Source organism: Streptomyces sp. CS113 (assembly GCF_002188365.1).
Lineage (GTDB): Bacteria > Actinomycetota > Actinomycetes > Streptomycetales > Streptomycetaceae > Streptomyces > Streptomyces tendae.
The window spans coordinates 6,054,106-6,077,905 of sequence record NZ_KZ195574.1 but is presented as its reverse complement, the minus strand read 5'-3'; the positions used below and the strand labels follow the sequence as shown (position 1 = coordinate 6,077,905).

Annotated in this window: 24 protein-coding genes and 1 riboswitch; of the genes, 15 read left to right on the top strand and 9 right to left on the bottom strand. The window is 73.3% G+C overall.

Annotated features, from left to right (window positions below):
* Positions 1–29: 29 nt before the first annotated feature.
* Positions 30–701 (bottom strand): phosphotransferase, encoded by a 672-nt coding sequence (locus tag B9W62_RS27190; protein ID WP_087809618.1) that lies wholly within the window; start codon positions 699–701, stop codon positions 30–32.
* Between the two features lie 148 nt (positions 702–849).
* Positions 850–938: riboswitch (cobalamin riboswitch) on the top strand.
* Positions 939–1,067: 129 nt separating this feature from the next.
* Between B9W62_RS27190 and B9W62_RS27185 the strand changes: the two genes are divergently transcribed.
* Genes B9W62_RS27185 through B9W62_RS27165 form a run of 5 tightly spaced genes read left to right on the top strand, consistent with a single transcriptional unit; the run spans position 1,068 to position 6,738 of the window.
* A complete protein-coding gene (locus B9W62_RS27185) occupies positions 1,068–2,324 on the top strand; it encodes a prenyltransferase/squalene oxidase repeat-containing protein (protein WP_087809617.1) in 1,257 nt (418 codons plus the stop codon).
* A complete protein-coding gene (locus tag B9W62_RS27180) occupies positions 2,321–2,986 on the top strand; it encodes an SCO2322 family protein (protein WP_087809616.1) in 666 nt (221 codons plus the stop codon). Before B9W62_RS27185 ends, B9W62_RS27180 begins: the two co-directional genes overlap by 4 nt.
* Entirely contained in the window at positions 2,973–4,220 is a 1,248-nt protein-coding gene (locus B9W62_RS27175; RefSeq protein WP_373433706.1) for an energy-coupling factor transporter transmembrane component T, read from the top strand. Before B9W62_RS27180 ends, B9W62_RS27175 begins: the two co-directional genes overlap by 14 nt.
* Positions 4,217–5,905: an ABC transporter ATP-binding protein gene (locus tag B9W62_RS27170; RefSeq protein WP_087809614.1), complete on the top strand. Its 1,689-nt coding sequence runs from the start codon at positions 4,217–4,219 to the stop codon at positions 5,903–5,905. Before B9W62_RS27175 ends, B9W62_RS27170 begins: the two co-directional genes overlap by 4 nt.
* Entirely contained in the window at positions 5,902–6,738 is an 837-nt protein-coding gene (locus B9W62_RS27165; RefSeq protein WP_087809613.1) for an ECF transporter S component, read from the top strand. Before B9W62_RS27170 ends, B9W62_RS27165 begins: the two co-directional genes overlap by 4 nt.
* Positions 6,739–6,804: 66 nt before the next feature.
* Here the strand turns inward: B9W62_RS27165 and B9W62_RS27160 are convergent, their stop codons facing one another.
* Positions 6,805–7,584: a calcium-binding protein gene (locus B9W62_RS27160; protein WP_087809612.1), complete on the bottom strand. Its 780-nt coding sequence runs from the start codon at positions 7,582–7,584 to the stop codon at positions 6,805–6,807.
* Positions 7,585–8,042: 458 nt separating this feature from the next.
* Between B9W62_RS27160 and B9W62_RS27155 the strand changes: the two genes are divergently transcribed.
* On the top strand, positions 8,043–8,648 hold the full coding sequence (locus B9W62_RS27155) for a lytic polysaccharide monooxygenase auxiliary activity family 9 protein (protein WP_087809611.1): 606 nt from the start codon (positions 8,043–8,045) through the stop codon (positions 8,646–8,648).
* Between the two features lie 151 nt (positions 8,649–8,799).
* On the opposite strand, the gene B9W62_RS27150 is transcribed toward B9W62_RS27155, so the two are convergent.
* Positions 8,800–9,792, bottom strand: a complete 993-nt coding sequence (locus B9W62_RS27150; protein WP_179235695.1) for a GlxA family transcriptional regulator — start codon at positions 9,790–9,792, stop codon at positions 8,800–8,802.
* 134 nt (positions 9,793–9,926) lie between these two features.
* Here B9W62_RS27150 and B9W62_RS27145 point away from each other — a divergent pair, with 134 nt between their 5' ends.
* A complete protein-coding gene (locus B9W62_RS27145; protein WP_087809610.1) occupies positions 9,927–10,517 on the top strand; it encodes a cysteine hydrolase family protein in 591 nt (196 codons plus the stop codon).
* Between the two features lie 12 nt (positions 10,518–10,529).
* On the opposite strand, the gene B9W62_RS27140 is transcribed toward B9W62_RS27145, so the two are convergent.
* On the bottom strand, positions 10,530–12,008 hold the full coding sequence (locus B9W62_RS27140; protein WP_087809609.1) for an MFS transporter: 1,479 nt from the start codon (positions 12,006–12,008) through the stop codon (positions 10,530–10,532).
* Positions 12,009–12,111: 103 nt separating this feature from the next.
* On the opposite strand from B9W62_RS27140, the gene B9W62_RS27135 reads away from it, so the two are divergent.
* Positions 12,112–12,942, top strand: coding sequence for a helix-turn-helix transcriptional regulator (locus B9W62_RS27135; RefSeq protein WP_087809608.1), 831 nt, complete (start codon positions 12,112–12,114; stop codon positions 12,940–12,942).
* Here the strand turns inward: B9W62_RS27135 and B9W62_RS27130 are convergent.
* Positions 12,939–13,370 carry an ATP-binding protein gene (locus B9W62_RS27130; RefSeq protein WP_087809607.1) on the bottom strand — a complete coding sequence of 144 codons (432 nt, stop codon included), beginning with the start codon at positions 13,368–13,370 and terminating at the stop codon, positions 12,939–12,941. The two genes, B9W62_RS27135 and B9W62_RS27130, sit on opposite strands and share 4 nt — an antisense overlap.
* A 94-nt stretch (positions 13,371–13,464) precedes the next feature.
* On the opposite strand from B9W62_RS27130, the gene B9W62_RS27125 reads away from it, so the two are divergent.
* From B9W62_RS27125 to B9W62_RS27115, 3 genes are all read left to right on the top strand, one after another.
* Positions 13,465–14,313 (top strand): helix-turn-helix domain-containing protein, encoded by an 849-nt coding sequence (locus B9W62_RS27125; protein ID WP_087809606.1) that lies wholly within the window; start codon positions 13,465–13,467, stop codon positions 14,311–14,313.
* Entirely contained in the window at positions 14,285–14,470 is a 186-nt protein-coding gene (locus tag B9W62_RS27120) for a DUF397 domain-containing protein (protein ID WP_306426459.1), read from the top strand. Before B9W62_RS27125 ends, B9W62_RS27120 begins: the two co-directional genes overlap by 29 nt.
* A 95-nt stretch (positions 14,471–14,565) precedes the next feature.
* The gene (locus tag B9W62_RS27115; protein ID WP_087809604.1) at positions 14,566–16,221 is read left to right on the top strand and encodes a hypothetical protein; all 1,656 of its coding nucleotides are present in this window, start codon (positions 14,566–14,568) and stop codon (positions 16,219–16,221) included.
* Here B9W62_RS27115 and B9W62_RS27110 read toward each other — a convergent pair.
* Complete coding sequence (locus B9W62_RS27110) at positions 16,175–18,394, bottom strand: bifunctional glycosyltransferase 87/phosphatase PAP2 family protein (RefSeq protein WP_087809603.1); 2,220 nt, start codon at positions 18,392–18,394, stop codon at positions 16,175–16,177. The two genes, B9W62_RS27115 and B9W62_RS27110, sit on opposite strands and share 47 nt — an antisense overlap.
* A 421-nt stretch (positions 18,395–18,815) precedes the next feature.
* Between B9W62_RS27110 and proP the strand changes: the two genes are divergently transcribed.
* The 3 genes from proP to B9W62_RS27095 all read left to right on the top strand — a co-directional run bounded on the left by proP (position 18,816) and on the right by B9W62_RS27095 (position 21,554).
* Positions 18,816–20,201 (top strand): glycine betaine/L-proline transporter ProP, encoded by a 1,386-nt coding sequence (proP, locus tag B9W62_RS27105; protein ID WP_087809602.1) that lies wholly within the window; start codon positions 18,816–18,818, stop codon positions 20,199–20,201.
* Positions 20,202–20,340: 139 nt separating this feature from the next.
* Positions 20,341–20,886, top strand: a complete 546-nt coding sequence (locus tag B9W62_RS27100) for a GNAT family N-acetyltransferase (protein ID WP_179235694.1) — start codon at positions 20,341–20,343, stop codon at positions 20,884–20,886.
* A complete protein-coding gene (locus B9W62_RS27095) occupies positions 20,883–21,554 on the top strand; it encodes an O-methyltransferase (RefSeq protein WP_087809601.1) in 672 nt (223 codons plus the stop codon). Before B9W62_RS27100 ends, B9W62_RS27095 begins: the two co-directional genes overlap by 4 nt.
* Positions 21,555–21,598: 44 nt before the next feature.
* Here B9W62_RS27095 and B9W62_RS27090 read toward each other — a convergent pair whose 3' ends face one another.
* Positions 21,599–21,997 carry an FHA domain-containing protein gene (locus tag B9W62_RS27090; RefSeq protein ID WP_179235693.1) on the bottom strand — a complete coding sequence of 133 codons (399 nt, stop codon included), beginning with the start codon at positions 21,995–21,997 and terminating at the stop codon, positions 21,599–21,601.
* A gap of 88 nt (positions 21,998–22,085) precedes the next feature.
* Here B9W62_RS27090 and B9W62_RS27085 point away from each other — a divergent pair, with 88 nt between their 5' ends.
* Positions 22,086–22,493, top strand: coding sequence for a DnaJ family domain-containing protein (locus tag B9W62_RS27085; protein ID WP_087809599.1), 408 nt, complete (start codon positions 22,086–22,088; stop codon positions 22,491–22,493).
* Positions 22,494–22,503: 10 nt separating this feature from the next.
* On the opposite strand, the gene B9W62_RS27080 is transcribed toward B9W62_RS27085, so the two are convergent.
* Both B9W62_RS27080 and B9W62_RS27075 read right to left on the bottom strand, forming a co-directional pair.
* Positions 22,504–22,731 carry a hypothetical protein gene (locus B9W62_RS27080; protein WP_373433705.1) on the bottom strand — a complete coding sequence of 76 codons (228 nt, stop codon included), beginning with the start codon at positions 22,729–22,731 and terminating at the stop codon, positions 22,504–22,506.
* A 375-nt stretch (positions 22,732–23,106) separates the two neighbouring features.
* Positions 23,107–23,784 (bottom strand): hypothetical protein, encoded by a 678-nt coding sequence (locus B9W62_RS27075; RefSeq protein ID WP_087809598.1) that lies wholly within the window; start codon positions 23,782–23,784, stop codon positions 23,107–23,109.
* Positions 23,785–23,800: the final 16 nt, after the last annotated feature.

Sequence of the window (23,800 nt, the reverse complement as noted above, 5' to 3'; positions counted from 1 at the left end):
GGGGGCGGACCAGCCCAGGCGGGGCCGGATCAGCCCAGGTGGGGCCGGATCAGCTCCTCGGCCGCGGGCAGCGCCGCCACCTCGTCCGGGCTCATGGTCGGATTGGCCGCCCGTCGCCGCAGCGCCTCGGCGAGGCCGTCCGGCGTCAGGGCGGACGGATCGGCGAGCAGCGCGGCCAGCATGACCGCGGCAGGCCCGGCCATCGGGCCGCCGACGGCCGCCACCTGGGCGAGGATCACCGCGGACGTGCCCCAGTCCAGACCGGGGTCGCCCTCCTCGGCGTTGGACCAGTCGATCACCCGGGGCCCGTCGGCCGTGAGGATCACGTTGTCCGGGTGCAGGTCCAGGTGGAGGACGCGCACGCCCGAGCCGGTGGAGCGGTGGGCGGGTACCCCGTGCAGCAGCCGCAGCAGCCCGGCGAGCAGGCCGCCCGCGTCCTGGGGTGTCAACGCCCCGTCCAGGCAGGCCCGCAGCATCGTCGGCCCGGACAGCCGTTCCATGACCAGCTCCGTACGCGGTGACCGGGTCGTCCCGGGCCGCACCCGTGGCACCGGGTAGCCGTGCGCCCGGACGTGTTCCATCACCGCGCCCTCGGCCACCGCGTCCCCGGCGCCCTCCCGGTCGCGCCGCAGCACCCACTCCGCGCCGGCCTCGTACACGTCGGCCGTGCGCCCCGCCCCGATCAGTCTCCCCGTCCGCATGCCCGGAACGTATCCCCCGGCCGCCCCTCCCGTCCGCCGCCCCTTCCTTCCGGCCGCTCCTTCCTTCCGGCCGCCCCTCCCGTCCGGCCGCCCCTCGGCCCGGCCCCGGCGGGCGGGTAAAGTGGCGGCGTCGTCATCACCCGTACGGGGGGAAGCCGGTGCAATTCCGGCGCTGACCCGCAACCGTGAGCCGCCCGCCCAGCCCCTCGGGGTCCGGGACGGTGAGCCGGACTGCCCCGCACGGATGTGACCGGCTCACGTGCCCGGCGCCCGCCGGTGCACGGGCACCGTCGAGGCATACGGGGCCGAGCCGCCGGGGGTGCCCCGTGCTGCCGGGCTCCGCACAGGGAAAGGCACCCGCCGCTCATGAACGTCCGCCGTCGCAGCAGCGCCGCGGCTCTGGCCGCCATAGCCGTGATCGGCGCCGCCGCCGCGCCCGCGGTCGCCGCCGATCCGTCGCCGTCCTCCTCCCCCTCCACGACCGCGCCGTCCGGGCTGTACGGGACCACCGACCCCCAGTACGACGGTGTCTGGCGCCAGTCCCTCGCGCTGCTCGCGCAGGACACCGCGGGCGTGATCCCGTCCTCGACGGCCGTGAAGTGGCTCACGGACCAGCAGTGCGCGAACGGCGCCTTCGCCCCCTTCCGCGCCGACCCGGCGGCGGCCTGCGACGCCAAGACCCCGGTCGACACCAACAACACGGCCGCCGCCGTCCAGGCGCTGTGGGCCGTCGGCGGGCACGGCGACGTGATCGAGAAGGCGCTCGGCTGGCTGAAGTCCGTACAGAACAAGGACGGCGGCTGGGGCTACAGCCCCGGCACTCCCAGCGACGCCAACTCCACCTCCGTCGTCATCGGCGCCCTGACCGCCACGGAGACGAACCCCGAGGACGTCGAGAAGGGCGGCAAGTCCCCGTACGACGCCCTGCTGACGTTCGCCCTGCCCTGCGCGAAGGACAAGGGCGCGGGGGCCTTCGCCTTCCAGCCCGACAAGGACGGCAAGCTGCTCGCCAACGCGGACGCGACCGCCGCCGGTGCCCTCGGCGCACTCGGCAAGGGCCTGGTCACCGAGGCCGGCGATAGGTCCGAGGCAGCCTCGTGCACCGACGCGGGCAAGCCCACCCGCGAGCGCGCCGCCGCCAACGCCGCCGCGTACCTCACCGACACGCTCGCCAAGGACGGCCACCTCGTTTCCGCCCTCGGCGGCTCGGCCGACCAGCCCGACTACGGCAACACCGCCGACGCCGTCGTCGCCCTCGCGGCACAGGGCGGCGCGGACCAGGCGGCCGAGCCGCTGGCCTGGCTGGAGAAGAACGCCGCGAAGTGGGCCGCGGAGAGCGGCCCGGCCGCCTACGCCCAGCTGATCTTCGCCGCCCACGCCACGGGCACCGACCCGCGCGCCTTCGGGGGCACGGACCTGGTCGCGAAGCTGAACGCGACGGGGCCGGCTCCGCAGGGGGTGGCGGCGAAGGACACCGCGTCCGCGAACGCGGACGAGAAGCCGGACGAGAAGAAGGACGACGACTCCCCCTTCGGCGTCTGGTGGTTCGTCGGCGTCTGCCTGGTCTTCGGCATCGGCATCGGCTTCCTGCTCAGCAACCGCAACAAGAAGCAGCAGCCGTGACCCGCCGCGTCGTCCTCTTCCTCCTGTCCGCGTTCCTGCTGATCGGGACCGCGGGCCAGGCACAGGCCGCCGGGTACCGGTACTGGTCGTTCTGGGACCGCGACGGCGGGACGTGGGTCTACGCCACGCAGGGCCCGTCCCTGGCCCGCCCCTCCGACGGCGACGTGCAGGGCTTCCGCTTCGCGGTGAGCGAGGACTCGGGCGACGCGGCCCAGCCGCGCGGCACGGCGGACTTCGCGTCGATCTGCGCGAAGACCCCGGCCGAGGAGGGCCGCAAGCGGGTGGCGCTGGTCCTCGACTTCGGTACGGCGTCCGACGCCCCGTCCGGCGAGACCCCGCCCGCTCCGCGCACCGCCTGCGCCCGGGTCTCCCCCGACGCGACGACGGCCGACGCCCTGGCCGCCGTCGCCGACCCCCTCCGCTACAACACCAACGCCCTGCTGTGCGCGATCGCGGGCTACCCGAAGACGGGCTGCGGCGAGCAGGTGTCGCAGCAGGAGGAGCGGCAGGAGAAGCAGGACTCCACAGCCGCCCCCGAGGAGGGCAGCACCTCGGACGACGGAGGCCCCTCGGTCGGCCTCTACGCGGGCATAGCGGTGGTGGCAGCCCTGGCCGGCGCGGCAACCTGGCAGGCAAGGCGGCGCAGGAATGCAACCCGCTAACCCTGCGGGTACTCCTGCCGCACAACCTGCGGGCAGTCGTGCCGCTCCCCCTGCGGGCAGTCGTGCCGCTGGGGCGGCACGGGTGGGCGCTGGGGGCACCCCCTCCGGGGGAGGCACCCCTTCAGCGCGGGCGAGCGTCCCCACCCCCCACCGGCGCCGCGAAAACGTACACCCCGGCGCCTGGTGGCTCTGGGCCCTATCCCTCGGCACCGCCGCCACCCGCACCACCAACCCCCTCCTCCTCGCCCTCCTCGTCACCGTCTCCGCCTACGTCGTCATCACCCGCCGCCCCCACGCCCCTTGGGCCCGGTCCTACGGCGCCTTCGTCAAACTCGCCCTCGCCGTCCTCCTCGTCCGCCTCCTGTTCACCACCGTCCTCGGCTCCCCCATCCCCGGCACCCACACCCTCCTCACGCTCCCCGAAATCCCCCTCCCGGACTGGGCGCAGGGCATCCGCCTCGGCGGCCGGGTCACCGCGGAGGGCCTCACCTTCGCGCTGTACGACGCGATGAAGCTGGCCACCCTCCTCATCTGCGTCGGCGCCGCGAACGCCCTCGCCAACCCCGCCCGCCTCCTCAAGTCCCTCCCCGGCGCCCTGTACGAGATGGGCGTCGCCGTCGTCGTCGCCCTCACCTTCGCGCCGAACCTCATCGCGGACGTCCAGCGCCTGCGCGCCGCCCGCCGCCTGCGCGGCCGCCCGGACAGCGGCATGCGGGGCCTGCTCCAGGTGGGCCTCCCCGTCCTGGAGGGCGCCCTGGAACGCTCCGTCGCCCTCGCCGCCGCCATGGACGCCCGCGGCTACGGCCGTACCGCCCGGGTTCCGCCCGCCGTGCGCCGTACCACCGCCGCCCTCACGCTGGGCGGACTGCTCGGCGTCTGCGCGGGGACGTACGGACTGCTGACCGCCGCGGGCGGCACGTACGGCGTCCCCGTGCTGCTGGCCGGTGGCGCCGCCGCGCTCGGAGGCCTGTGGCTCGGCGGCCGGCGCACGGTCCGCACCCGCTACCGCCCGGACCGCTGGGACGCCCGCGCCTGGCTGGTCACCGGCTCCGGCGTCGCGGTCGCCGCGCTCCTGTTCCTGGCCGCCGCCCGCGACCCGGCGGCGCTGCACCCGGGCGTGGTCCCGCTGGAGGCCCCGACCCTCCCCCTGTGGCCGGCGGCGGCCGTACTGGTCGGCCTGCTCCCCGCGTTCGTCACCCCCGCACCCGAGACCGCCGTGAAGGAGCCGTCGTGATCCGCTTCGAGGACGTGTCGGTCACGTACGACGGCGCGGCCGAACCCACCGTCCGGCACGTGGACTTCGAGGTCCCGGAGGGTGAACTGGTCCTGCTCGCCGGTCCCTCCGGCGTCGGCAAGTCCACCGTCCTCGGCGCGGTCGGCGGCCTCGTCCCGCACTTCACCGGCGGCACGCTGAGCGGCCGGGTCACGGTGGCCGGCCGCGACACCCGCACCCACAAGCCGCGCGAACTCGCCGACGTGGTGGGCACGGTCGGCCAGGACCCGCTGTCCCACTTCGTGACGGACACCGTCGAGGACGAACTGGCCTACGGCATGGAGTCCCTGGGTCTCGCCCCGGACGTGATGCGCCGCCGCGTCGAGGAGACCCTCGACCTGCTGGGCCTGTCCGACCTGCGCTCCCGCCCCATCGCCACGCTCTCCGGCGGCCAGCAGCAGCGGGTCGCCATCGGCTCGGTCCTCACCCCGCACCCGGACGTCCTGGTCCTGGACGAGCCGACCTCCGCCCTGGACCCGGCCGCGGCCGAGGAGGTCCTGGCGGTCCTCCAGCGTCTGGTCCACGACCTCGGTACGACGGTCCTGATGGCCGAGCACCGCCTGGAGCGGGTCATCCAGTACGCCGACCGGGTCGTCCTGCTCCCGGCCCCCGGCGAGGCACCGATCCTCGGCGCCCCGGCGGACGTGATGGCGGTGTCCCCGGTGTACCCGCCGGTGGTGGACCTGGGCAGGCTGGCAGGCTGGTCCCCGCTGCCGCTGACGATCCGGGACGCCCGCCGCCGGGCGGCTCCGCTGCGGGACCGCCTGGCCGACCGGGAGATCCCGGACCGCACGCCACCGGCCGCCACCTTGCCGGCACTCCCCGCGCTCCGGCCCGCCGTCTCCCGCTGGTGGCGGCGCGGCAAGCGGGCGGAGACGGCCGCCGCCTCCGTCCCGTACGCCGCCGAGGTCCGTTCGCTCGCCGTCCGCCGGGACCGCGTCCAGGCCCTGCGCCACGTCGACCTGACGGTGTCCGCCGGTGAGACGGTCGCCCTGATGGGCCGCAACGGCGCCGGGAAGTCGACCTTGCTCTCGGCACTCGTCGGCCTGGTCGAACCGTCGGCGGGCTCGGTCCGCGCCGGGGACGCCGTGCCGCACCGCACGGCGCCGCGCGACCTCGTACGGCGCGTCGGCCTGGTCCCGCAGGAGCCGCGCGACCTGCTGTACGCCGACACGGTCGCCGCCGAGTGCGCGGCCGCCGACCGGGACGCGGAGGCGGCCCCCGGCACCTGCCGGGCCCTGCTCACCGAGCTGCTCCCCGGCGTCACCGACGACACCCACCCCCGGGACCTCTCCGAGGGCCAGCGCCTCACCCTCGCCCTGTCCGTCGTCCTCACCGCCCGCCCTCCCCTGCTCCTCCTGGACGAGCCGACGCGGGGCCTGGACTACGCGGCGAAGGCCCGCCTGGCCCGCATCCTGCGCGACCTGGCCGCCGAGGGCCACGCGATCGTGCTGGCCACGCACGACGTGGAACTGGCCGCCGAGCTGGCCCACCGGGTCGTGCTGCTCGCCGAGGGCGAGGTGATCGCCGACGGCCCGGCGGCGGACGTGGTGGTGGCCTCCCCGTCCTACGCGCCGCAGGTCGCCAAGGTGCTGGCGCCGCGCAAGTGGCTGACCGTGGCCCAGGTTCGGGAGGCCCTGACATGACCGGCGGCTCCCCTCCCCAGCGCCAGGCCCGCGCCGTACGCCTCGGTCCCCGCTCGGTCGCCGCCCTCGTGCTGGTCAGCGCGGTGGGCGTGGCGGGCTTCGGGTGGCCCTTCCTGGCCCCGCCGGACGCCTCGCTGAACGCGCACGCGCAGGACGCCCCGTGGCTGTTCGCGGGTGTGCTGGTGCTGCTGGTGGCGGTGGTGGCGGCGACGATCTCGGAGTCGGGTCTCGGTCCGAAGGCGGTGGCGATGCTCGGCGTGCTGGCGGCGGCGGGCGCGGCGCTGCGCCCCATCGGCGCGGGGACGGCCGGCCTGGAGCCGATGTTCTTCCTCATGGTGCTCAGCGGCCGGGTCCTCGGCCCCGGCTTCGGCTTCGTCCTGGGCTCGGTCACCATGTTCGCGTCCGCGCTGCTCACGGGCGGGGTGGGGCCGTGGATGCCGTTCCAGATGCTGTCGATGGGCTGGTTCACGATGGGCGCGGGCCTGCTTCCGGGCCCCGACCGCCTGCGCGGCCGCGCGGAACTGCTGATGCTGGCCGGGTACGGCTTCCTGGCGGCCTTCGCGTACGGCACGGTGATGAACATGCAGGGCTGGCCCTTCCTGGACCCGGAAGGCTCGACCATCGGCCCCGACCCGGACGCCGGAGTCGCCGCCAACCTGGCCCGCTTCCTCGCCTACTGCCTGGCCACGTCCCTGGGCTGGGACGGCGGCCGCGCCGCCATGACGGTCGTCCTCACCCTGGCGCTCGGCACCCCGGTCCTGAAGGCACTGCGCCGGGCCACCCGCCGGGCGGCCTTCGAGACCCCGGTCACGTTCGAGCGGCCGACCGGCTGAGCCGCGCCACGTGACCGGGGCGTCACCACGCCAACCGCGCACGGCTGGACGGTGCGCCGGGTGCGCCTACGGGAGGACGATGTCGCGGCCCGGTCCGCCGTCGACGGTGTCCTTCCCGAGGCCGCCACCGACGAGGTCGTCGCCGCCCTCGCCGTGCACCATGTCGTCGCCGGGGCCGCCGAGGACGACGTCGCGGCCGTCCCCGCCCATGGCGTGGTCGTCGCCGGTGCCGCCGTACACGGCGTCGTCGCCGCCGTAGCCCTCGATCATGTCGTCGCCCGCGCCACCCCACATCCGCTGGTTCTCGCCGTCACCCATGAGGTGGTCCATGCCGTCGCCGCCGTGCAGCACGGCGGGCCCCATGACCATGTCGTTCCCGTCGCCGCCCCACACCGTGCGGGCCGTGTGGGCGTGCAGTTCGTCGTCGCCCGAGCCGCCGGTGACGGTGCCGACCCCGGGGGTGAAGGCGGCGACCGTGTCGTCGCCGTCACCGAGGTGGATGTCGATCCGGTCGGGACGGGGGGCGTCGGCGGGCAGTTCGCAGACGACGGCGGTGGTGTCCTCGGCCGAGGAGTACGCGCAGTGGTCGCCCGGTTGGAGCGGGACCACGTCGCGGAAGCCGATCCGCTGAATGCCGTCGCTGGTGTACATGAAGAAGACGTTGAGGTCGTTGGTGTGGCCCGCGGCGGCCGTGAAGACGATCGACTGGCTCTCCCAGTCGGCTCCGACGCGGGACTTCGCCTCGCCGGCGCTCGCGGCGCTCGCGGCGCTCGCCGGGCCGAGGGCGAGGCCGGCGGTGCACAGGGCCACGACGAACGCGCCGACAGCGGTTCGGTTTCGGTTCATGGAACCTCATCTCGATGGAGTGACGGTTGACCGAACGGCGTGCGTGGTGCTGGCGGGGACTCGGCCGTGACGGCGGTCTCCTCTGCCGGCCCGGATGCGCGGGACCGTGAACTGACGCGGCGTCATGGTAAGCCGCCGCCCCTCCGGATGCGATGGGTGGGACTCGACGGCACGGAGTGCTTCCGGAGTCGCCGGGAGGGGCCGGTGCCCGAGTCCGGGAGGGGCCGGTGCCCGAGTCCGGGAGGGCTCCGGCTCCCGCACCAGGACGGATTCCCCGACCGCCCCCACCCCCGTGATCAAGTTTGTCTGTTTCATTGACATTTCACTGAGGAGTCGTCACTTTGGGAGCGCTCCCATTACAGCCTTGCCTCTGGAAGGAGTCCCCCCACATGCGCACAACGAGTCCGTTAACCGGGCGTTCGCGGTCGGCCCTCCGCCGGCCTCTCCAGGCGCTCGTCATGCTGTTCGCCGTGGTCGTCGGCGCACTGGCCTGGTCCACCCCCGCCCAGGCCCACGGCACCATCGTCTCTCCCGCCACCCGCGCGTACCAGTGCTGGCAGACGTGGGGAAGCAACCACACGAACCCGGCCATGCAGACCCAGGACCCCATGTGCTGGCAGGCCTTCCAGGCCAACGCCGACACCATGTGGAACTGGATGAGCGCCCTCCGCGACGGCCTCGGCGGCCAGTTCCAGGCGAAGACCCCCGACGGGACGCTGTGCAGCAACAACCTGTCGAGGAACGCCAGTCTGAACAAGCCCGGCCAGTGGAAGACGACCAACGTCGGCAGCAACTTCTCGGTGCAGCTGTACGACCAGGCGTCCCATGGCGCCGACTACTTCAAGGTGTACGTGAGCAAGCAGGGCTTCGACCCCAAGACCCAGACCCTGGGCTGGGGCAACCTCGACTTCATCACGCAGACCGGCAGCTACGCCCCGGCACAGAACATCACCTTCCCCGTCCAGACCTCCGGGTACAGCGGACACCACGTGCTGTTCGTGATCTGGCAGGCCTCGCACCTGGACCAGGCGTACATGTGGTGCAGCGACGTGAACTTCGGCTGAGCCGAGGAGCGCAGCGCACGGCACCGGCCTTCGCCGGGCGCCGGTGAGCCGCCCGTCCGGCAGACCGAGCCCCGTCGGGGCAGGGGCCCCTCGGCCACCTGCCCCGAGGGGGCTCCGCGCTCGGCGTTCGTTCCGCGCCCGGGAACCCGCCTCAGGCGGGGAGGGTCCTGAACCGGCGCCGGTACTCGGTCGGTGTCGTGCCCAGCCTGCGGCGGAAGGCCCTGACCAGGGTGTCGACGGTGCCGAAACCGCAGGCGGAGGCGATGCGTTCCAGGGTCGCGTCGGTGGATTCGAGCTGCTGGCGCGCCACTTCCACGCGCGCCGACTCGACGTAGGCGTACGGGGTCGTGCCGAGTTCGGTCTTGAAGATGCGGGTGAGCTGCCGGTCGCTGACGTGGGCGTGGGCCGCGAGGTCGGCGACGGTGAGCGGTGCGGCGATGTGGCGCATGATGTGGTGGCGGAGGTCCTCGACGCGCCGGGTCGTGGAGACCTGCTCCAGCGGCACGCTGAACTGGCTCTGTCCGCTGGGCCGTTTCAGATACATCACCAGCTGCCGGGCCACCCGCAGTGCCACCGCCTCGCCGAGGTCGTCGGCGACGAGGGCGAGGGAGAGGTCGAGGCAGGAGCTGATGCCCGCGCCGGTCCACACGTCGCCCTCGCGGATGAAGATCGGGTCGGCGTCGACCTCGACCTCCGGGTGCTCGTCGGCGAGCTGCCGCGCGGTCGACCAGTGCGTGGTGGCCCGCTTGCCGTCGAGGAGCCCGGCGGCGGCGAGGACGTGCGCTCCGACGCAGACGGACGTGACCCGCCGGGTCCGCTCGGCGAGCCGCCGCACCCACTCCACCACGGCCGGATCGGTGAGCGCCCGGACCCGGCGCCGGCCGTCGACCTCGACCGCGCCGGGCACGATCAGGGTGTCGATGCCCCGCCCGGACAGGTCGTCGAAGGTGACGTCGGGGAGGACGCGGACACCGGCGGCGGTGGTGACCGGGGCCATGGCCCCGGCGGCGAGGACCACCTCGTAGCCCGCCGCGTCCTCCGTCTCGCGCCGCGCGAGGGAGAACACCTCCGGCGGCCCGGTGACGTCGAGCAGGTCGACGCCGTCGAAGAGCACGACGACGATCAGTCGTCCGACGGAGTTCACGGTCCCTCCCGCGGGTCATCCGGCCATGTCGGTATGTGCAGGTTAGACGACATTGCCGACATCGCCGCACGGGCCCTAGCGTCGTAGGAGCAGGCCGACGGCTGCCATCCGCACCCGAAAACTAGGGAGTCCCCATGCCCAGAACCACGTTGCGCCGCCTCAGCGGACTCGACGACACCCCCGCGAAGCTCGCCGACTCCACGCTGGTCCTCGTCGACTACCAGAACACCTACACGACCGGCGTGATGGAACTCGACGGCTGGCAGGACGCGCTCGACGCGGCGGCTCGGCTGCTGGCCCGCGCCCGCCGCGAGGGCGCCAAGGTCGTCCACGTCGTCCACGACGGCGGGGACGGCAGCCCGTACGACCTCGGGGCCGAGATCGGGCAGATCCACCCGAGCGTCGCCCCCATCGACGGCGAACCCGTCGTCACCAAGAAGGCACCCGACTCCTTCTTCGGCACGGACCTGGGCGCGCACGTCGACGCGGCGGGCAACAACGACCTCGTCGTCATCGGCTTCATGACGCACATGTGCGTGGCGTTCACCGCCCAGGGCGCCTTCCTGCGCGGCAACCGCCCCACGGTCGTCGCCGACGCCTGCGCCACCCGCGCCCTCCCGGTCGCGGACACCGAACTCGACGCCCGCCAGGTGCACTACGGCGCCCTCGCGACCGTCGCCGACATGTACGGGGTCGTCGTACCGTCGCAGGAGTCCCTGACCTAGCCAGGGCCTGTTTCAGCGCCGGGGCAGGACCAGCGCGCACAGGGCGAAGACGAGGGCGAAAGCCGCCTGGACGAGCATGCAGACCGCCAGCGCGGTCGTGTATGCCTCACCCGCCGGGACGGTGGAGCCGGACAGGGCCGCGCCCAGCAGGCCGCCGGCGACGGCGACGCCGAGGCCCATCGCGGCCTGCTGGGTGGTCTGCAACGTGCCGGACGCCGCTCCCGCCATGGTCGACGGGACCTCCGCGATCATCGCTCCGACGAGCGGCCCGAACATGAAGGCCTGTCCGACCCCGACCCCGACGAGCAGAGCGCCGAACGTCCACGAGTCCAGGCCGGCCCCCTGGACGAACACGGACCCGGCCGTGCCGCTCAGGAGCGCGGCCTGAATGATTCCGCCGACGACCAGGAGCCTGCGGAACCCGAAGCGGGGCGCGAGCTTCCCCGACCAGATCGACACGGTGAGGAAGCACAGGGAGAACGGCAGCAGCACGAGGGCCGCGTGCATGGGCGACCAGCCGAGCCCCGTCTGCGTGGAGATCGCGTAGAGGAACGTGAACGCGCCGAACGCCGACTGGAGCAGCAGCGCCATCACCAGTCCGATCCGGTACGACCCGAGCCGGAACAGCGGCGGCGGAACGAGCGGCACGCCGTCGCCGCGGTGCAGCCGCAGCTGCCACCGCCAGAACACCGCGAAGAACACCGGCGTCGCCCCCAGCAACGCCCAGCACCAGACCGGCCAGCCCAGGGCGCTCCCCTGGGAGACCGGCAGCATGAGCGCCAGCAGGGCGAGCCCGAGCAGGGCGGTCCCCGCCAGGTCGAGCGACCGGTGGCCGGGCGCACGGGTGTCGGGCAGCCGGCGCAGCGCGGCGCCGAACGCCGTCACGCCCATGACCACGCTCATCGCGAAGACCGCACGCCAGGGGGCCCCGGGCAGCGGGGCGGACAGCAGCACGCCGCCGAGGACCTGGCCGATCGCGGTGGCCCCGCCCGCGGTCGCGCCGAACAGCGCCACGGCACGAGCCCGTTCGACCCCCTGGGTCGACGCCGTGATCGTCGCCAGCACCTGAGGGACCATGGCCGCCGCGGAGATCCCGGTGAGGGCTCGCGCGACGATCAGCACGGTGATGTTCGGGGCCAGCATCGCGCCCAGCGAGAACAGGGTGAAGCCGGCCATGCCGACCAGGAAGAGCGGGCGTCGCCCGTACAGGTCCCCGAGTCTGCCGCCCAGCACCATCGGCACGGCGAATCCCAGCGCGTACACCGACACCACCAGGGACTGCTCGGCGGCAGTGGCCCCCAGGGACGCGCCGATGTCGGGTACGGCGATGCCCGCGGCCGAGAAGCTGACCACCGACAGCAGCAGCGCCGACAGTGTCGTCAGGAGCCGCCCCGTCCCCAGTCCGGGAGCCGGCGGTTGCGCGGGAGCCTGCGCGGGCGGTGGCGCGGCACGGTCGTTCCTCGGTGCGGAGGATGCGGAAGATGTCGTCATGACCTCGACCCTGAAGGGCTGCTTATCCTGGCACCAGGAGCCTGTTCATGGGGGTACTGACCAGCACCTGGATGCCAGGCTCTCCGTACGGGAGGCTGAAGACATGACAGCGTCCAGGTCCGCCGCGATCCGGCGTGAACTCGGCGATTTCCTCCGGAGCCGCCGCGAGCGCGTGACCCCGCAGCAGGCGGGCCTGCCGTCCACCGGGCGAAGGCGGACGCCCGGTCTGCGGCGCGAGGAGGTCGCCGTCCTCGCCGGGGTCGGCGTCACCTGGTACACCTGGCTCGAACAGGGCCGGCCGATCAACGTCAGCACCCAGGTTCTCCGGGCGGTCGCCCGCGTCCTGCAACTCGACGAGGTCGAGCAACGGCACCTGCACCAGCTCGCCGGATCGAGTACGCCGAAGGACGGGCCCGCCGAAGACGATCCGGGGCTCCCCGCCGCGTTCCAACCCGTCCTGGACCAGCTCGACCCGTTCCCCGCGTGCCTACAGACGCCGCTGTTCGACGTGGTGGCCTACAACCGTGCCTACCGGTTCCTCTTCACCGACATGGACCTCATCCCGCCCGGAGAGCGCAACTGCGCGGTGCAGTTCTTCACCGACCCCGACTGGCGCAGCCGCTACGTCGACGGCGACCTGGTCGCCGCCCGGATGGTCGCGAGGATGCGCACCGAGATCGGCACCGAGCTGGAGGCCGCTGCCGCCGTCGGCATCGTCGACGACCTCCGGGAGCGGTCGGAGGAGTTCGCCCGACTGTGGGCCCGGCACGACGTGCTGCCCCGGCAGTACGAGACGAAGCGCCTCGACAGCCCCCTCGTCGGGCGGCTCCAGCTGAACTTCGTCTCCACCCATGTCCCGGACACCGGACACCGGATGACGGTGATGACGCCGGCCGACGAGTCCACCGCCCAACGCCTGGCCCGGATGCTCTAGGCAGGCGCGCACTCGAACCACACGGTCTTGCCGCCCCTCGGCCCGGCCTCGACACCCCACTTGTCGACCACCGCGTCCACCAGCGTCAGCCCCCGGCCGCACTCCGAGTCCTCGCTCACCGGCCCGGCCGGTACCGGCTGCCGGGGGCTCCCGTCCGACACCTCCACCCGGACCCCGCCCTCGCCCCCGCCCGTCCGCCGTAGCAACAGCAGCGTGCAGCGGCGGTCCGGGACGTGGCGTACGACGTTCGCCAGCAGCTCGGTCACGCCGAGCTCCACCGCGTCGGCCAGTTCGGCGAGGTCCCACTCGTGCAGATACGAGCGGACGATGCGCCGGACGTGCCGGGCCGAGTGGGCACCGGCCGTGAAGCTCATCCGGTACTGGTTCGCGCAGTGGCCCAGGAGGACCGAGGGAAAGTATTCGTTCACGGCACGAGCCTGACGTCGGACGACTACGGTGGGCTACCGAACGGATACAACCGGTCCCGCCGTGGACCGAGTTGTGCGAGAGGGGGCTCTTCGCATGACCCACATCAACGTCCTCGACCCCGGCGCCTCGCCGCTCGACTACTACGGCTTCGAGCTGCGCCGCCATCGGGAGGCCGCCGGGCTCACGCAGCGGCAGCTCGGCGACATCGTCAATTACACCGGCTCCCTGGTGGGCCAGATCGAGACGGCGAGGAAGGTCCCGACGCCGGAGTTCAGCGAGCGCGTCGACGCGGCACTGGGCACGGGAGGGTTACTGTCCCGACTCGTCGACCTGGTGATGCGCAGCCAGGTACCGGCCTGGTTTCAACAAGTGGCCGAGTTGCAGGCACGGGCCACGGAGATCTACTCGTTCGACACGCACATGGTCCACGGTCTCCTCCAGACCGAGGCCTACGCGCGTGCCGTCCTCGGAGTGCTGGACCAGAGCAACCTAGACGATCGGACATCGGTGCGGATCGCACGACAGAAGATCTTCGAGAAGGACGAACCCCCGGTCTTCTGGGTCGTGCTGAGCGAGTGCGCGCTGCGCCAGGAGATGGGCGGCCGGGAGACCATGCGGGAGCAACTGGCCTACCTGTTGACCTTCGAAACCAACCCGCGGGTCAACGTCCAGATCCTGCCCTACTCTGCGGGCGCGCACGCGGGGCTCCAAGGCTCATTCGACGTCTACCGCTTCGCGGGCGACCCGCCCATCATCTACACCGAGGGGTACGGCAGCGGGCATCCGACCGCCAACCCGAACACCGTCAAGGACTGCTCACTCCGATACGATCATCTCCAGGCATCCGCACTCTCCCTCAGAGACTCGGCGGAGCTGATCCGGCGCTTGATGGAGGAACGCTATGGAGAGCAACGTGACTCTGACGGGGATCCAGTGGCGTAAGTCCAGCTACAGCGGCGACCAGGGCGGCAACTGCGTCGAATTCGCCGAACTGCCCGCCACCGTCGCCGTCCGCGACTCCAAGACCCCGGCGGGCCCGACCCTCACGCTCGCCCCCGCCACGTTCAGCGCCTTCGTCGGCTGGGCCGCCGCCGAGTAATCAGCCCCGGTCCAGGTCAACGTTTCTGTTCGATTTATCGTCTTCGCACGTGTCCCTGCCGTGCACCCCGATGACGCCGAACGGAAACCTCGACCGTGGTCCCTGCCGAACTGACCGTCCCCCGGCCCGAACGGCGTCGGGACAGACGCGCGAGCGACGCCCTGCGCGCCTTCGGACGTCGGCATCGCGTGCCGTTGCTCGCGACCCTGCCCACCATCCCGCTGTACGCGGTGTGGTGGGCTTTTCTCGCCACCGGCGCCGGTGACCTCGCCGCGCAGGAGGCCTGGGCGGACTTCGCGACGCGGCACGGGAGTTCGGCGTACGGGCTGTTCTGGTACGGCGGGATGCACACCGCCAACTACAGCGTCATCTCCCCGTACCTGATGGCGGCGTTGGGCGTGCGCACGGTCACCGTCGTGTCCGGACTCGCCGCCTCCTGGCTCGCGGCCGTGCTGATGGTGCGGTGCGGGGTACGCAGGCCCGTGTGGCCCGCGCTGCTGGCCTCGCTCGCACTGTGGTGCGACGTTGCGTCGGGCCGGACCACCTTCGCGCTCGGCGTCGCCCTCGCGCTGGCCGCCTGCGTGCCGCTGGTGCGGGAGCGGCGGCCGTGGCTCGCCGCCGGGTACGCGGCGCTGGCGACGATGGCCTCGCCCGTGGCCGGGCTGTTCCTGGCCGTGGTCGGGGCCGCGTTCCTGCTCGTCCGGGACTGGCGGCGCGCCCTCGTGCTGCTCATACCCCCGGCGGCCGTGGTCGGGCTGACGACGCTGTTCTTCCCCTTCACGGGGGAGCAGCCGATGCCGTTCGCCCGAATATGGCCGCCGGTCGTGCTCGGCCTCGCCGTCACCGTGCTGGCCCCGCGTACCTGGCGGGTCGCCCGGTGGAGCGGGGCCGTTTACGCGCTCGGGACCGTGCTGACGTATCTGATCGCCTCGCCGGTCGGCACGAACGTCGAGCGGTTCGCGGAGCTGTTCGCGCCCGCCGTGCTGCTGGCCGCGCTGCTCTCCGCGCCTCCCGCGCTCACCGCGGCCCGGTCGCGGCGGCTGGTGTCGGGGCTGCTGGCCGTCGCGGTCGTCTACTCCGCGGGCTGGGTGGGGAAGAAGACCGTCGACGACCTGAAGGTGTCCACCGTCGTGCCGGCCTGGGCCGACGAGACGGACGGTGTCGTGGGCGCCCTGGAGGGGCTCGGCGCCGACCGCACCCGGGTGGAGGTGGTGCCCGCCCGCAACCACCGCGAGGCCACCCTGCTCGCCCCGCACGTCAACCTGGCCCGCGGCTGGAACCGGCAGCTCGACGTGGAACGCGGACGCCTCTTCTACGACGGTTCCTTCTCCGCGGCCGCCTACCGGCAGTGGCTGGACCACTGGGCGGTGGGCTTCGTCGTCCTCCCGGCCGCCAAGCCGGACGGTCCCGCCGAGGCCGAGGCGGCGCTCGTGCGGGACCCGGAGCTGCGGCCGGAGTGGCTGGAGCCGGTCTGGCGGGACGCGCACTGGCAGGTCTTCCGGGTGCGGGACGCCGTACCGCTCGTCTCCGCGCCCGGCTCCGTCGTGAGTACCGCCCCCGCCGACCTGGTGCTGCGCGTGGAGGAGCCGGGCGCGGTGACCGTGCGGGTCGCCTGGTCGCCGTGGCTGCGCAGCGACGGCGGGTGCCTCACGCGGGACGGCGACTTCACCCGGCTGACCGTCGAGGCGCCGGGCGAGTACCGGATCAGCTCCCGGTACGGTCCGTCGCCGGGGGCGGAGGATCGCTGCTGACGCCCGCGCCCGCCGCGGGCTCCCCGGCCGCCTTTGCTGCCGCCGCAGGCTCCCCGGCCGTCTTCGCCACCGCTGCGGATTCCCCGGCCGCTTTGTCCACCACCGCAGGCTCCCCGGCCGCCTTCGTCGCGGGTGCGGGCTCCCCGGCCGTCCCGGCCGCCACCGCCGCCGCGGTGACCGTCCTGGCCCGCGGCCCCTGGAACCAGTACGTCAGCCCGAAGCCCGCCGCGACCACGGCCGCGCCGCCCACCGCGTCCAGGACCCAGTGGTTGCCGGTCGCGACGATCGCCGAGACGGTGAAGAGCGGGTGGAGCAGGCCCAGGGCCTTCATCCACACCCTCGGCGCGATGATCGCGATCACCATCCCGCACCACAGCGACCAGCCGAAGTGCAGCGACGGCATCGCCGCGTACTGGTTGGTGAGGTGCGTCAGCGTGCCGTAGTCCGGCTTCGTGAAGTCCTGCACGCCGTGCACGGTGTCGATGATCCCGAGCCCCGGCATCAGCCGCGGCGGGGCGAGCGGGTAGAGCCAGAAGCCGACCAGGGCCAGCAGCGTGGCGAAGCCCAGGGAGGCGCGGGCCCAGCGGTAGTCGACCGGGCGGCGCCAGTACAGGACGCCGAGGACGGTCAGCGGGACGATGAAGTGGAACGACGTGTAGTAGAAGTCGAAGAAGTCCCGCAGCCAGCCGACCTTGACCACCGCGTGGTTGATCGCGTGCTCGATGTCGAGGTGCAGGAAGCGCTCGATGTCGAGGATCTGCGTCCCGTGCTCCTCGGCCCGCGCCCGGCCCGCCGAGTTGCTGCCGCCGGTCGCCGCGAGGCGCACCTGCGAGTAGGCGGCGTAGGTGACCCGGATGAGGAGCAGTTCCAGCAGGAGGTTGGGCCGGGTGAGGACCCGGCGCAGGAACGGCAGCAGCGGGACGTGCTTGAAGCGGGTCGGGACGGGCGGCGCGTAGGCCGTGGGGACCGGCGTCTCGAAGTACGGCGACGTGCGCGCCAGGAAGGGCACGGCGACGGCGGCGGCCAGCGCGGCGAGCAGCACCACGTTGTCCCGCAGCGGGTACAGGGCCGCCATGTTCGGCAGCATCATCTTCGCGGGCAGCGTCATCACCAGGACGACGGCGACCGGCCACACCAGCCGGTCGGAGGCCCGCTTGCCGACCCGGCCGACCACCGCGGGCAGCACCCACAGCAGCTGGTGCTGCCAGGTGGCCGGGGAGACGACGACGGCCGCGCAGCCGGTGACGGCGACGGCGAGCAGCAGCTGCCCGTCGCGGGCGTAGCGCACGGCGCGGCGCAGGGCGAGGACGGCGACGGCCGCGCCGAGCAGCAGGAAAAGGGCGATCTCCAGCGGGCCGTTCAGGCCGAGGCGGAGCAGGGCGCCGTGCAGCGACTGGTTGGCGAGGTCGTCGGCCTCGCCGCCCAGGCCGACGCCGGCCATGTGGTGCACCCAGTACGTGTACGAGTCCTGCGCCATGGCCGCCCAGGCGACGGCCGTGCAGGCGACGAACGTGATCCCGGTCGACACGGCGGCGCGTCTGCGGTCGGTGAACCACAGCAGCGGGACGAAGAGCAGGACGGTCGGCTGGAAGGCGGCGGCGACGCCGATCAGCACGCCGCCCACCCGGTCGCCCTGGGCCCCGCGTACGGCGAAGCAGCCCAGCAGGACGAGGAGGACCGGGATGATGCTGGTCTGGCCGAGCCAGAACGCGTTGCGCACCGGGAGCGACAGCATCAGCAGGCTGATGGCGACCGGCGCCGCCAGCAGCGCCGTACGGCGTCCGACCGGCCGGGGCAGGGCGCGGGCGGCGACCAGGCCGAGGGCGACGACCAGCAGCAGCGAGCCGAAGGTCCAGCCCCAGCCGAGGGCCTGCTCGGCGGCGCGGGTGAAGGGTTTGAGGACGAGGCCGACGAACGGCGTGCCGGTGAACTGCGTGGAGTCGTAGAGCGACCCCTCCACGTGCAGGACGCCGTGCTCGCCGACCCAGGTCTCCAGGTCCGTCAGGCGCTCCCCCCGCGGGGTGCCGAGGACCGCGGCCACCTGCCGTACGGCCAGGACGGCGGCGATCAGCCACAGGCCGAGGCGTGCGACACGCAGCCGTGCTCTGGTCGCGTCGGCGGCCGAGGCTCCGAAGGACTCCGCCGGTCGCCCGCTGTGCTCCGCATTCGCCACGCCTCGTCGGCCTCCGCCCCGTTCGTACCGTCCGTACGTACCGTACGTACCGCGTTCGTGTACGCGGTGTGTCGTCCCTGCGAACCCTATGAGGCTCGCACCACCCCCGGAGGAAGACGCGAGCGCCCCCCACTCAACCTGACAGCGGACCGCTTTGGGATTCGAGGAGCGAGAAGGATCACAGCCCGCGGGTGGCCGGACGGCGCACGGCGCGCGCATGTCCCCTGCGTGTACGCCGTTTTGGTGCACAGTGCAACGAAAAGCATACCGGGCGTAAGCGGCGCATCAGCGCCTATGGTCGCTTTTCTGCCCGTGGCCGAGTGCCGCGGGCTCTTTCCGGCCCGGCGACAGCGCCGCCGTGCGGGTCGTGGCGTACTCCGCCCCCCGTCCCTGTCCCCGTCGAAAGTAGGCGAGCGTAGTTTTGTCGGCCGCCCCCGTCGCCGCTGCTCCTCCGTCCCGCAGGCCCCCCGCACCCGTCCCCCGAGCCGCCGGCTCCCCCACCGCCACCGATCCCGCGCTCGTCCGGCGCGCCGTCAAGGCGGCGGCACTGGGCAACGCGATGGAGTGGTTCGACTTCGGCGTCTACAGCTACATCGCCGTGACGCTGGGCAAGGTCTTCTTCCCGTCCGGCAACCCGACCGCGCAGCTGCTCTCCACCTTCGGCGCCTTCGCGGCGGCGTTCCTGGTCCGGCCGCTGGGCGGCATGGTCTTCGGTCCGCTCGGCGACCGGGTCGGACGGCAGAAGGTGCTCGCCGTGACGATGATCATGATGGCGGCGGGCACCTTCGCCATCGGGCTGATCCCGTCGTACGCGACGATCGGCGTCTGGGCGCCGGTGCTGCTGCTGGCCGCGCGACTGGTGCAGGGCTTCTCCACCGGCGGTGAGTACGCGGGCGCGTCCACCTTCATCGCCGAGTACGCGCCGGACAAGCGGCGCGGCTTCCTCGGCAGCTGGCTGGAGTTCGGCACGCTCGCCGGGTACATCGGCGGCGCCGGTCTGGTGACACTGATGACCGCGCTGCTGTCGGACGGCGACCTGATGTCGTGGGGCTGGCGCATCCCGTTCCTGATCGCGGGCCCGATGGGCATCGTCGGCCTGTACCTGCGGATGCGGCTCGAGGAGACCCCGGCGTTCGCGGCCGAGGTGGCGAAGGCGGAGACGGCGCGGCCGAAGGTGCCGCTGCGCGAGATGGTCACCGGTCAGTGGCGGGCGCTGCTGCTCTGCGTCGGCCTGGTGCTGGTCTTCAACGTCACCGACTACATGCTGCTGTCGTACATGCCGAGCTACCTGACCAGCGAGCTGGAGTACGACGAGACGCACGGGCTGCTCGTGGTGCTGGGCGTGATGGCGCTGATGATGGTCGTCCAGCCGTTCGCGGGCGCCCTGACCGACCGGGTCGGGCGGCGGCCGGTGATCGCGGCGGGCTGCGCGGGCTTCCTGCTGCTGTCCGTCCCGGCGCTGCTGCTGATCCGCGAGGGCAGCCTGCTCGCGGTGGCCCTGGGCATGGGCGCGCTGGGCATGCTGCTGGTCTGCTTCACGGCCTCCATGCCGTCGGCGCTGCCGGCGCTGTTCCCGACGCGGGTGCGGTACGGCTCGCTGTCGATCGGCTTCAACGTCTCGGTGTCCCTGTTCGGCGGGACGACGCCGCTGGTGGTGACGGCGCTGATCGGGGCGACCGGCGACATGATGATGCCCGCGTACTACATGATGGCCGCGGCCGTGGTCGGCGGCGTGGCGGTGTGGTTCATGACGGAGTCGGCGGGCCGCCCGCTGCCGGGCTCGGCACCGGCGGTGGAGGGGCGCTAGGGGAAGGGCGCTGGTGGCCGCGCGGTAGTGGCAGCGCGGTAATGACAGCGCGGTAGTGGAGGGGCGCTGGAGGAGCACTGGAGGAGCGCACCGCGTTCGGCGGCCTGCGGCCTCCGGGCCGCTCTGCGAGACTGCCGGGATGATGGTCAGACTTGCGGAAGAGCGAGACTTCCCCGGTTTCCTCGGCCTGGCGGCCCAGGTGGAGCACTGGTTCGGCCCGATGGTCGAGGACTCCGGGTTCCACCACGCGGTGCGCGACCACATCCGCCGGAACGCGGCACTCGTCGCCGTCCCCTCGGAGCAGGGCACGGGCACGGACCCGGGCACGGGCACGGGCACGGGGGCTGACTCGGCCCCGGGCACGGGCACGGACCTGCTCGGTGGGCTGCTGTTCGGGCCGGACGCGCCGGTCCACCACGTCCACTGGCTGGTGGTGTCGGAGCGGGCCCGTACGGGCGGCGTCGGCCGTGAGCTGATGCGGGACGCGATGCGCCGGTGGGTGCGCGGACCGGCCGACGTCGAGGTGGTCACGTTCGGAGCCGACCATCCCGGTGCACGCGCGAGCGGCGCCCGCGCCTTCTACGAGCGCCTCGGCTTCACCCCCGCCGAAGCAGCCGCACCCGGCCCCGAGGGCGGCTCCCGCCAGCTCTTCCGCCGCGCCGTGCCCGCGGGAGGCCCCGCATGAGCGAGTCACGGCTCTGGGACGAGGTCGACGGCTACTTCGTCAGCCACCTCGCACCCGACGACGAGGCCCTGGCGGCCGCCCGCAGGGAGAGTGACGCCGCCGGGCTGCCGCCGGTGAACGTCACCGCCAACCAGGGCAAACTCCTCCAGCTCCTCGCCCGGATCCAGGGTGCCCGCACCATCCTGGAGATCGGCACCCTCGGCGGCTACAGCACCATCTGGCTGGCCCGCGCACTGCCCGCCGACGGCCGCCTGGTCACGCTGGAGTACAACGCCCGGCACGCGGAGGTCGCCACCCGCAACATCGCCCGCGCCGGCCTCGACGCCCTCGTCGAGGTACGCGTGGGCGCCGCCCTGGAGTCCCTGCCGAAGCTCGCCGACGAGAACCCGGCCCCCTTCGACCTGGTCTTCATCGACGCCGACAAGGGCAACAACCCGCACTACCTCGAGTGGGCCCTGAGACTCACCAGCACCGGCAGCCTGATCGTCATCGACAACGTGGTCCGCGGCGGCCGCGTGGCCGACGCCGACGATCCGGCCGACGACGTGCGCGGCACCCGCGCCGCCATCGAGCTGATCGGCCGCCATCCCCGGCTCAGCGGCACCGCGGTCCAGACGGTCGGCTCCAAGGGGTACGACGGGTTCGCGCTGGCGCGCGTGCTGCCCTGACCACACCTGGTGGGCTACTCCTCATGGTGTTACACCTCGTGGTGCTACACCTCGTGGTAGAAGCCGACGTTGACGCTGCGCGGCTCGGCGAGGTCCTGGACCACCACCTCGCCGCTGCCGCCCCTGGGCAGCGGCACGGTGCCGCCGTACGTCATGGGCTGCGCCTGCGCGTGTCCGCCCACGGTCAGCCGGACCTCGCAGGAGGGGTCCGGCTGCGAGCCGCGGAGCCAGGTCAGCCGCCAGGTGCCGTCCGGGCCGCAGCGGAACTCCAGGTGCACGCGGGAGACGAACAGCCAGTCGTCCGGGGTCGACAGCCGGCACACGGACCTGTCCCTGCCCACCCGCAGCACCGCGTCGGGGTCGCTGGGCGCGTCGGCCATCTGCATGCCGGCCGTGGCGCCCGCGTCCGCCGCGGTGACGGCGGCCATGGTGAGTTCGAGCACGTGCGCTCCTTCGAGGTCCGTCCGCTGGTCGCCGCCGCATGATAGATCGCCCCGGGGAAGGCTGTCCGGCGTCCGGCACAATGGGGTCATGACCGAGCGAAAGCCACCCGGCGTCGACTTCGAGTCCTGGGTCGACAAACAGATTCGAGACGCGGACGCCCGCGGCGAGTTCGCCGAGCTGCCCGGCGCGGGCAAGCCGCTGCCCAGCGAGATGGACAGCACCTACGACGAACTGTGGTGGGTCAAGCGGAAGATGGCCCGCGAGGGCTTCTCCGTACTGCCGCCCACGCTGGCCCTGCGCAAGGAGGCGGAGGACGCCCTGGAGGCGGCGGCGAAGGCCCCGTCGGAACGGGTGGTCCGCCGTATCGTCGAGGAGATCAACGTCAAGATCCGCGACGTCATGTTCAAGCCGCCGCCCGGCCCCCCGCTGGGTCTGAAGCCCTACGACGTCGAAGAGGTCGTACGGCGGTGGCGGGAGGGCCGGGCGGAGCGGTGACGCCCGTGGCTCACAGGCGCATCAGGCGGTCCGCCAGCTCGCGGTAGTCCCGCAGGGCCAGGCGGAGTTGTTCGGTGTCCGTGCTCGGCGCGCCGCCGTCCGGCCCGGCCTCCTGCCAGGAGGCGCGCAGGGTGCGGCGGCGGTGGGACACGGCGTCGGTGAGGCGGGCGGTGATCTCCTCCAGGACGCGGTCGGCCTCCTCGACGGAAGCACGCGGCGCGTCGACGAACCCGGCCACAGCGTGGTGCAGCAGCCGGCCGAGCCGGTCGGAGTCACCTGGCGTCAGGAGCGGGCCGGTGACCCCGGAGGTCGTGGCGGTCCCGGAGGCCCCGGCGGCCGAGGCGGCCCCGGTGGTCGTAGCTGCCGAGGGTGCTTCGGCTGCGACCGCGGATTCGGCGGCGGCCCCGGGGGCGATTGTTGTTCCGGGGTCAGCCGTTGTTCCGGGGGCAGCCGTTGTCCCGGGCTCGGCCGTCGTCCTGGGCTCGGCCGTTGTCCTGGGCTCGGCCGTTTTCCCGGCTCGGGCGGGGGTGCTCGCACCGGCAGTGGTGCCGGGCTCGCGCATGCTGTCGGGTCCGGTGACGGGACCGCGTTCGCCTGTCGTGTCGGACATGCCTCAGCTCTCCTTCGGCCGGCGCTTGCCGAGCGACCACGTGTGGGGGGTGCGGGGCGCATGGGCGGCGGGCTCCGGTTCACCGGCCTCCGTGCCGGTCCGCTGCCGCCCCGCGTCGTGGCGGGCCGGGCGCACCAGCGCCTCGAACAGCGCGCGGGCCTCGACCATGGCCGCGCGCATCTCCTCCGTGCCCGCGCCGCCGCCCTGTGCGTCGTCCGCGCGCGTGTGCGTCACGCGGTGCACCCGGCGGTACCCCTCGACATGGTGGGCGTGGTGCACGGACAGCGCCGTGAGCTGCTCCTCGTACTGTCCGCCGTCCGGGAACCCCCGCGCGCCGGCGAGTTCCGCGAGCAGTCGGTCCGCCTCGCCGACCGCCTCGCGCGGGGAGTCGACGAAGCGCTCCTGGGCCGCGGCCCAACGCGCCTCGAAACGCTCGCGCTCGGCGGGCTCCAGGGGCCGGGTGTGCAACGACCCGTGCCGTTGCACCCGTTCGGCCAGTTCCCGTTCCGCGGCCTTGGTGTCGCCGTCGTGCCGGGCCACGGCCAGGTCGTACTCGGGCCCGAAGCGCCGCTTCAGGCTCCCGCCGTGCTGGGGGCCCCGTGCGCGCAGGGCAAGGACGGCCGCGACGACGAGCACGACCGCCACGATCACGATCAGAGCGATGATCACGCCTGTGGACATGAGTGCCTTCCGGGTT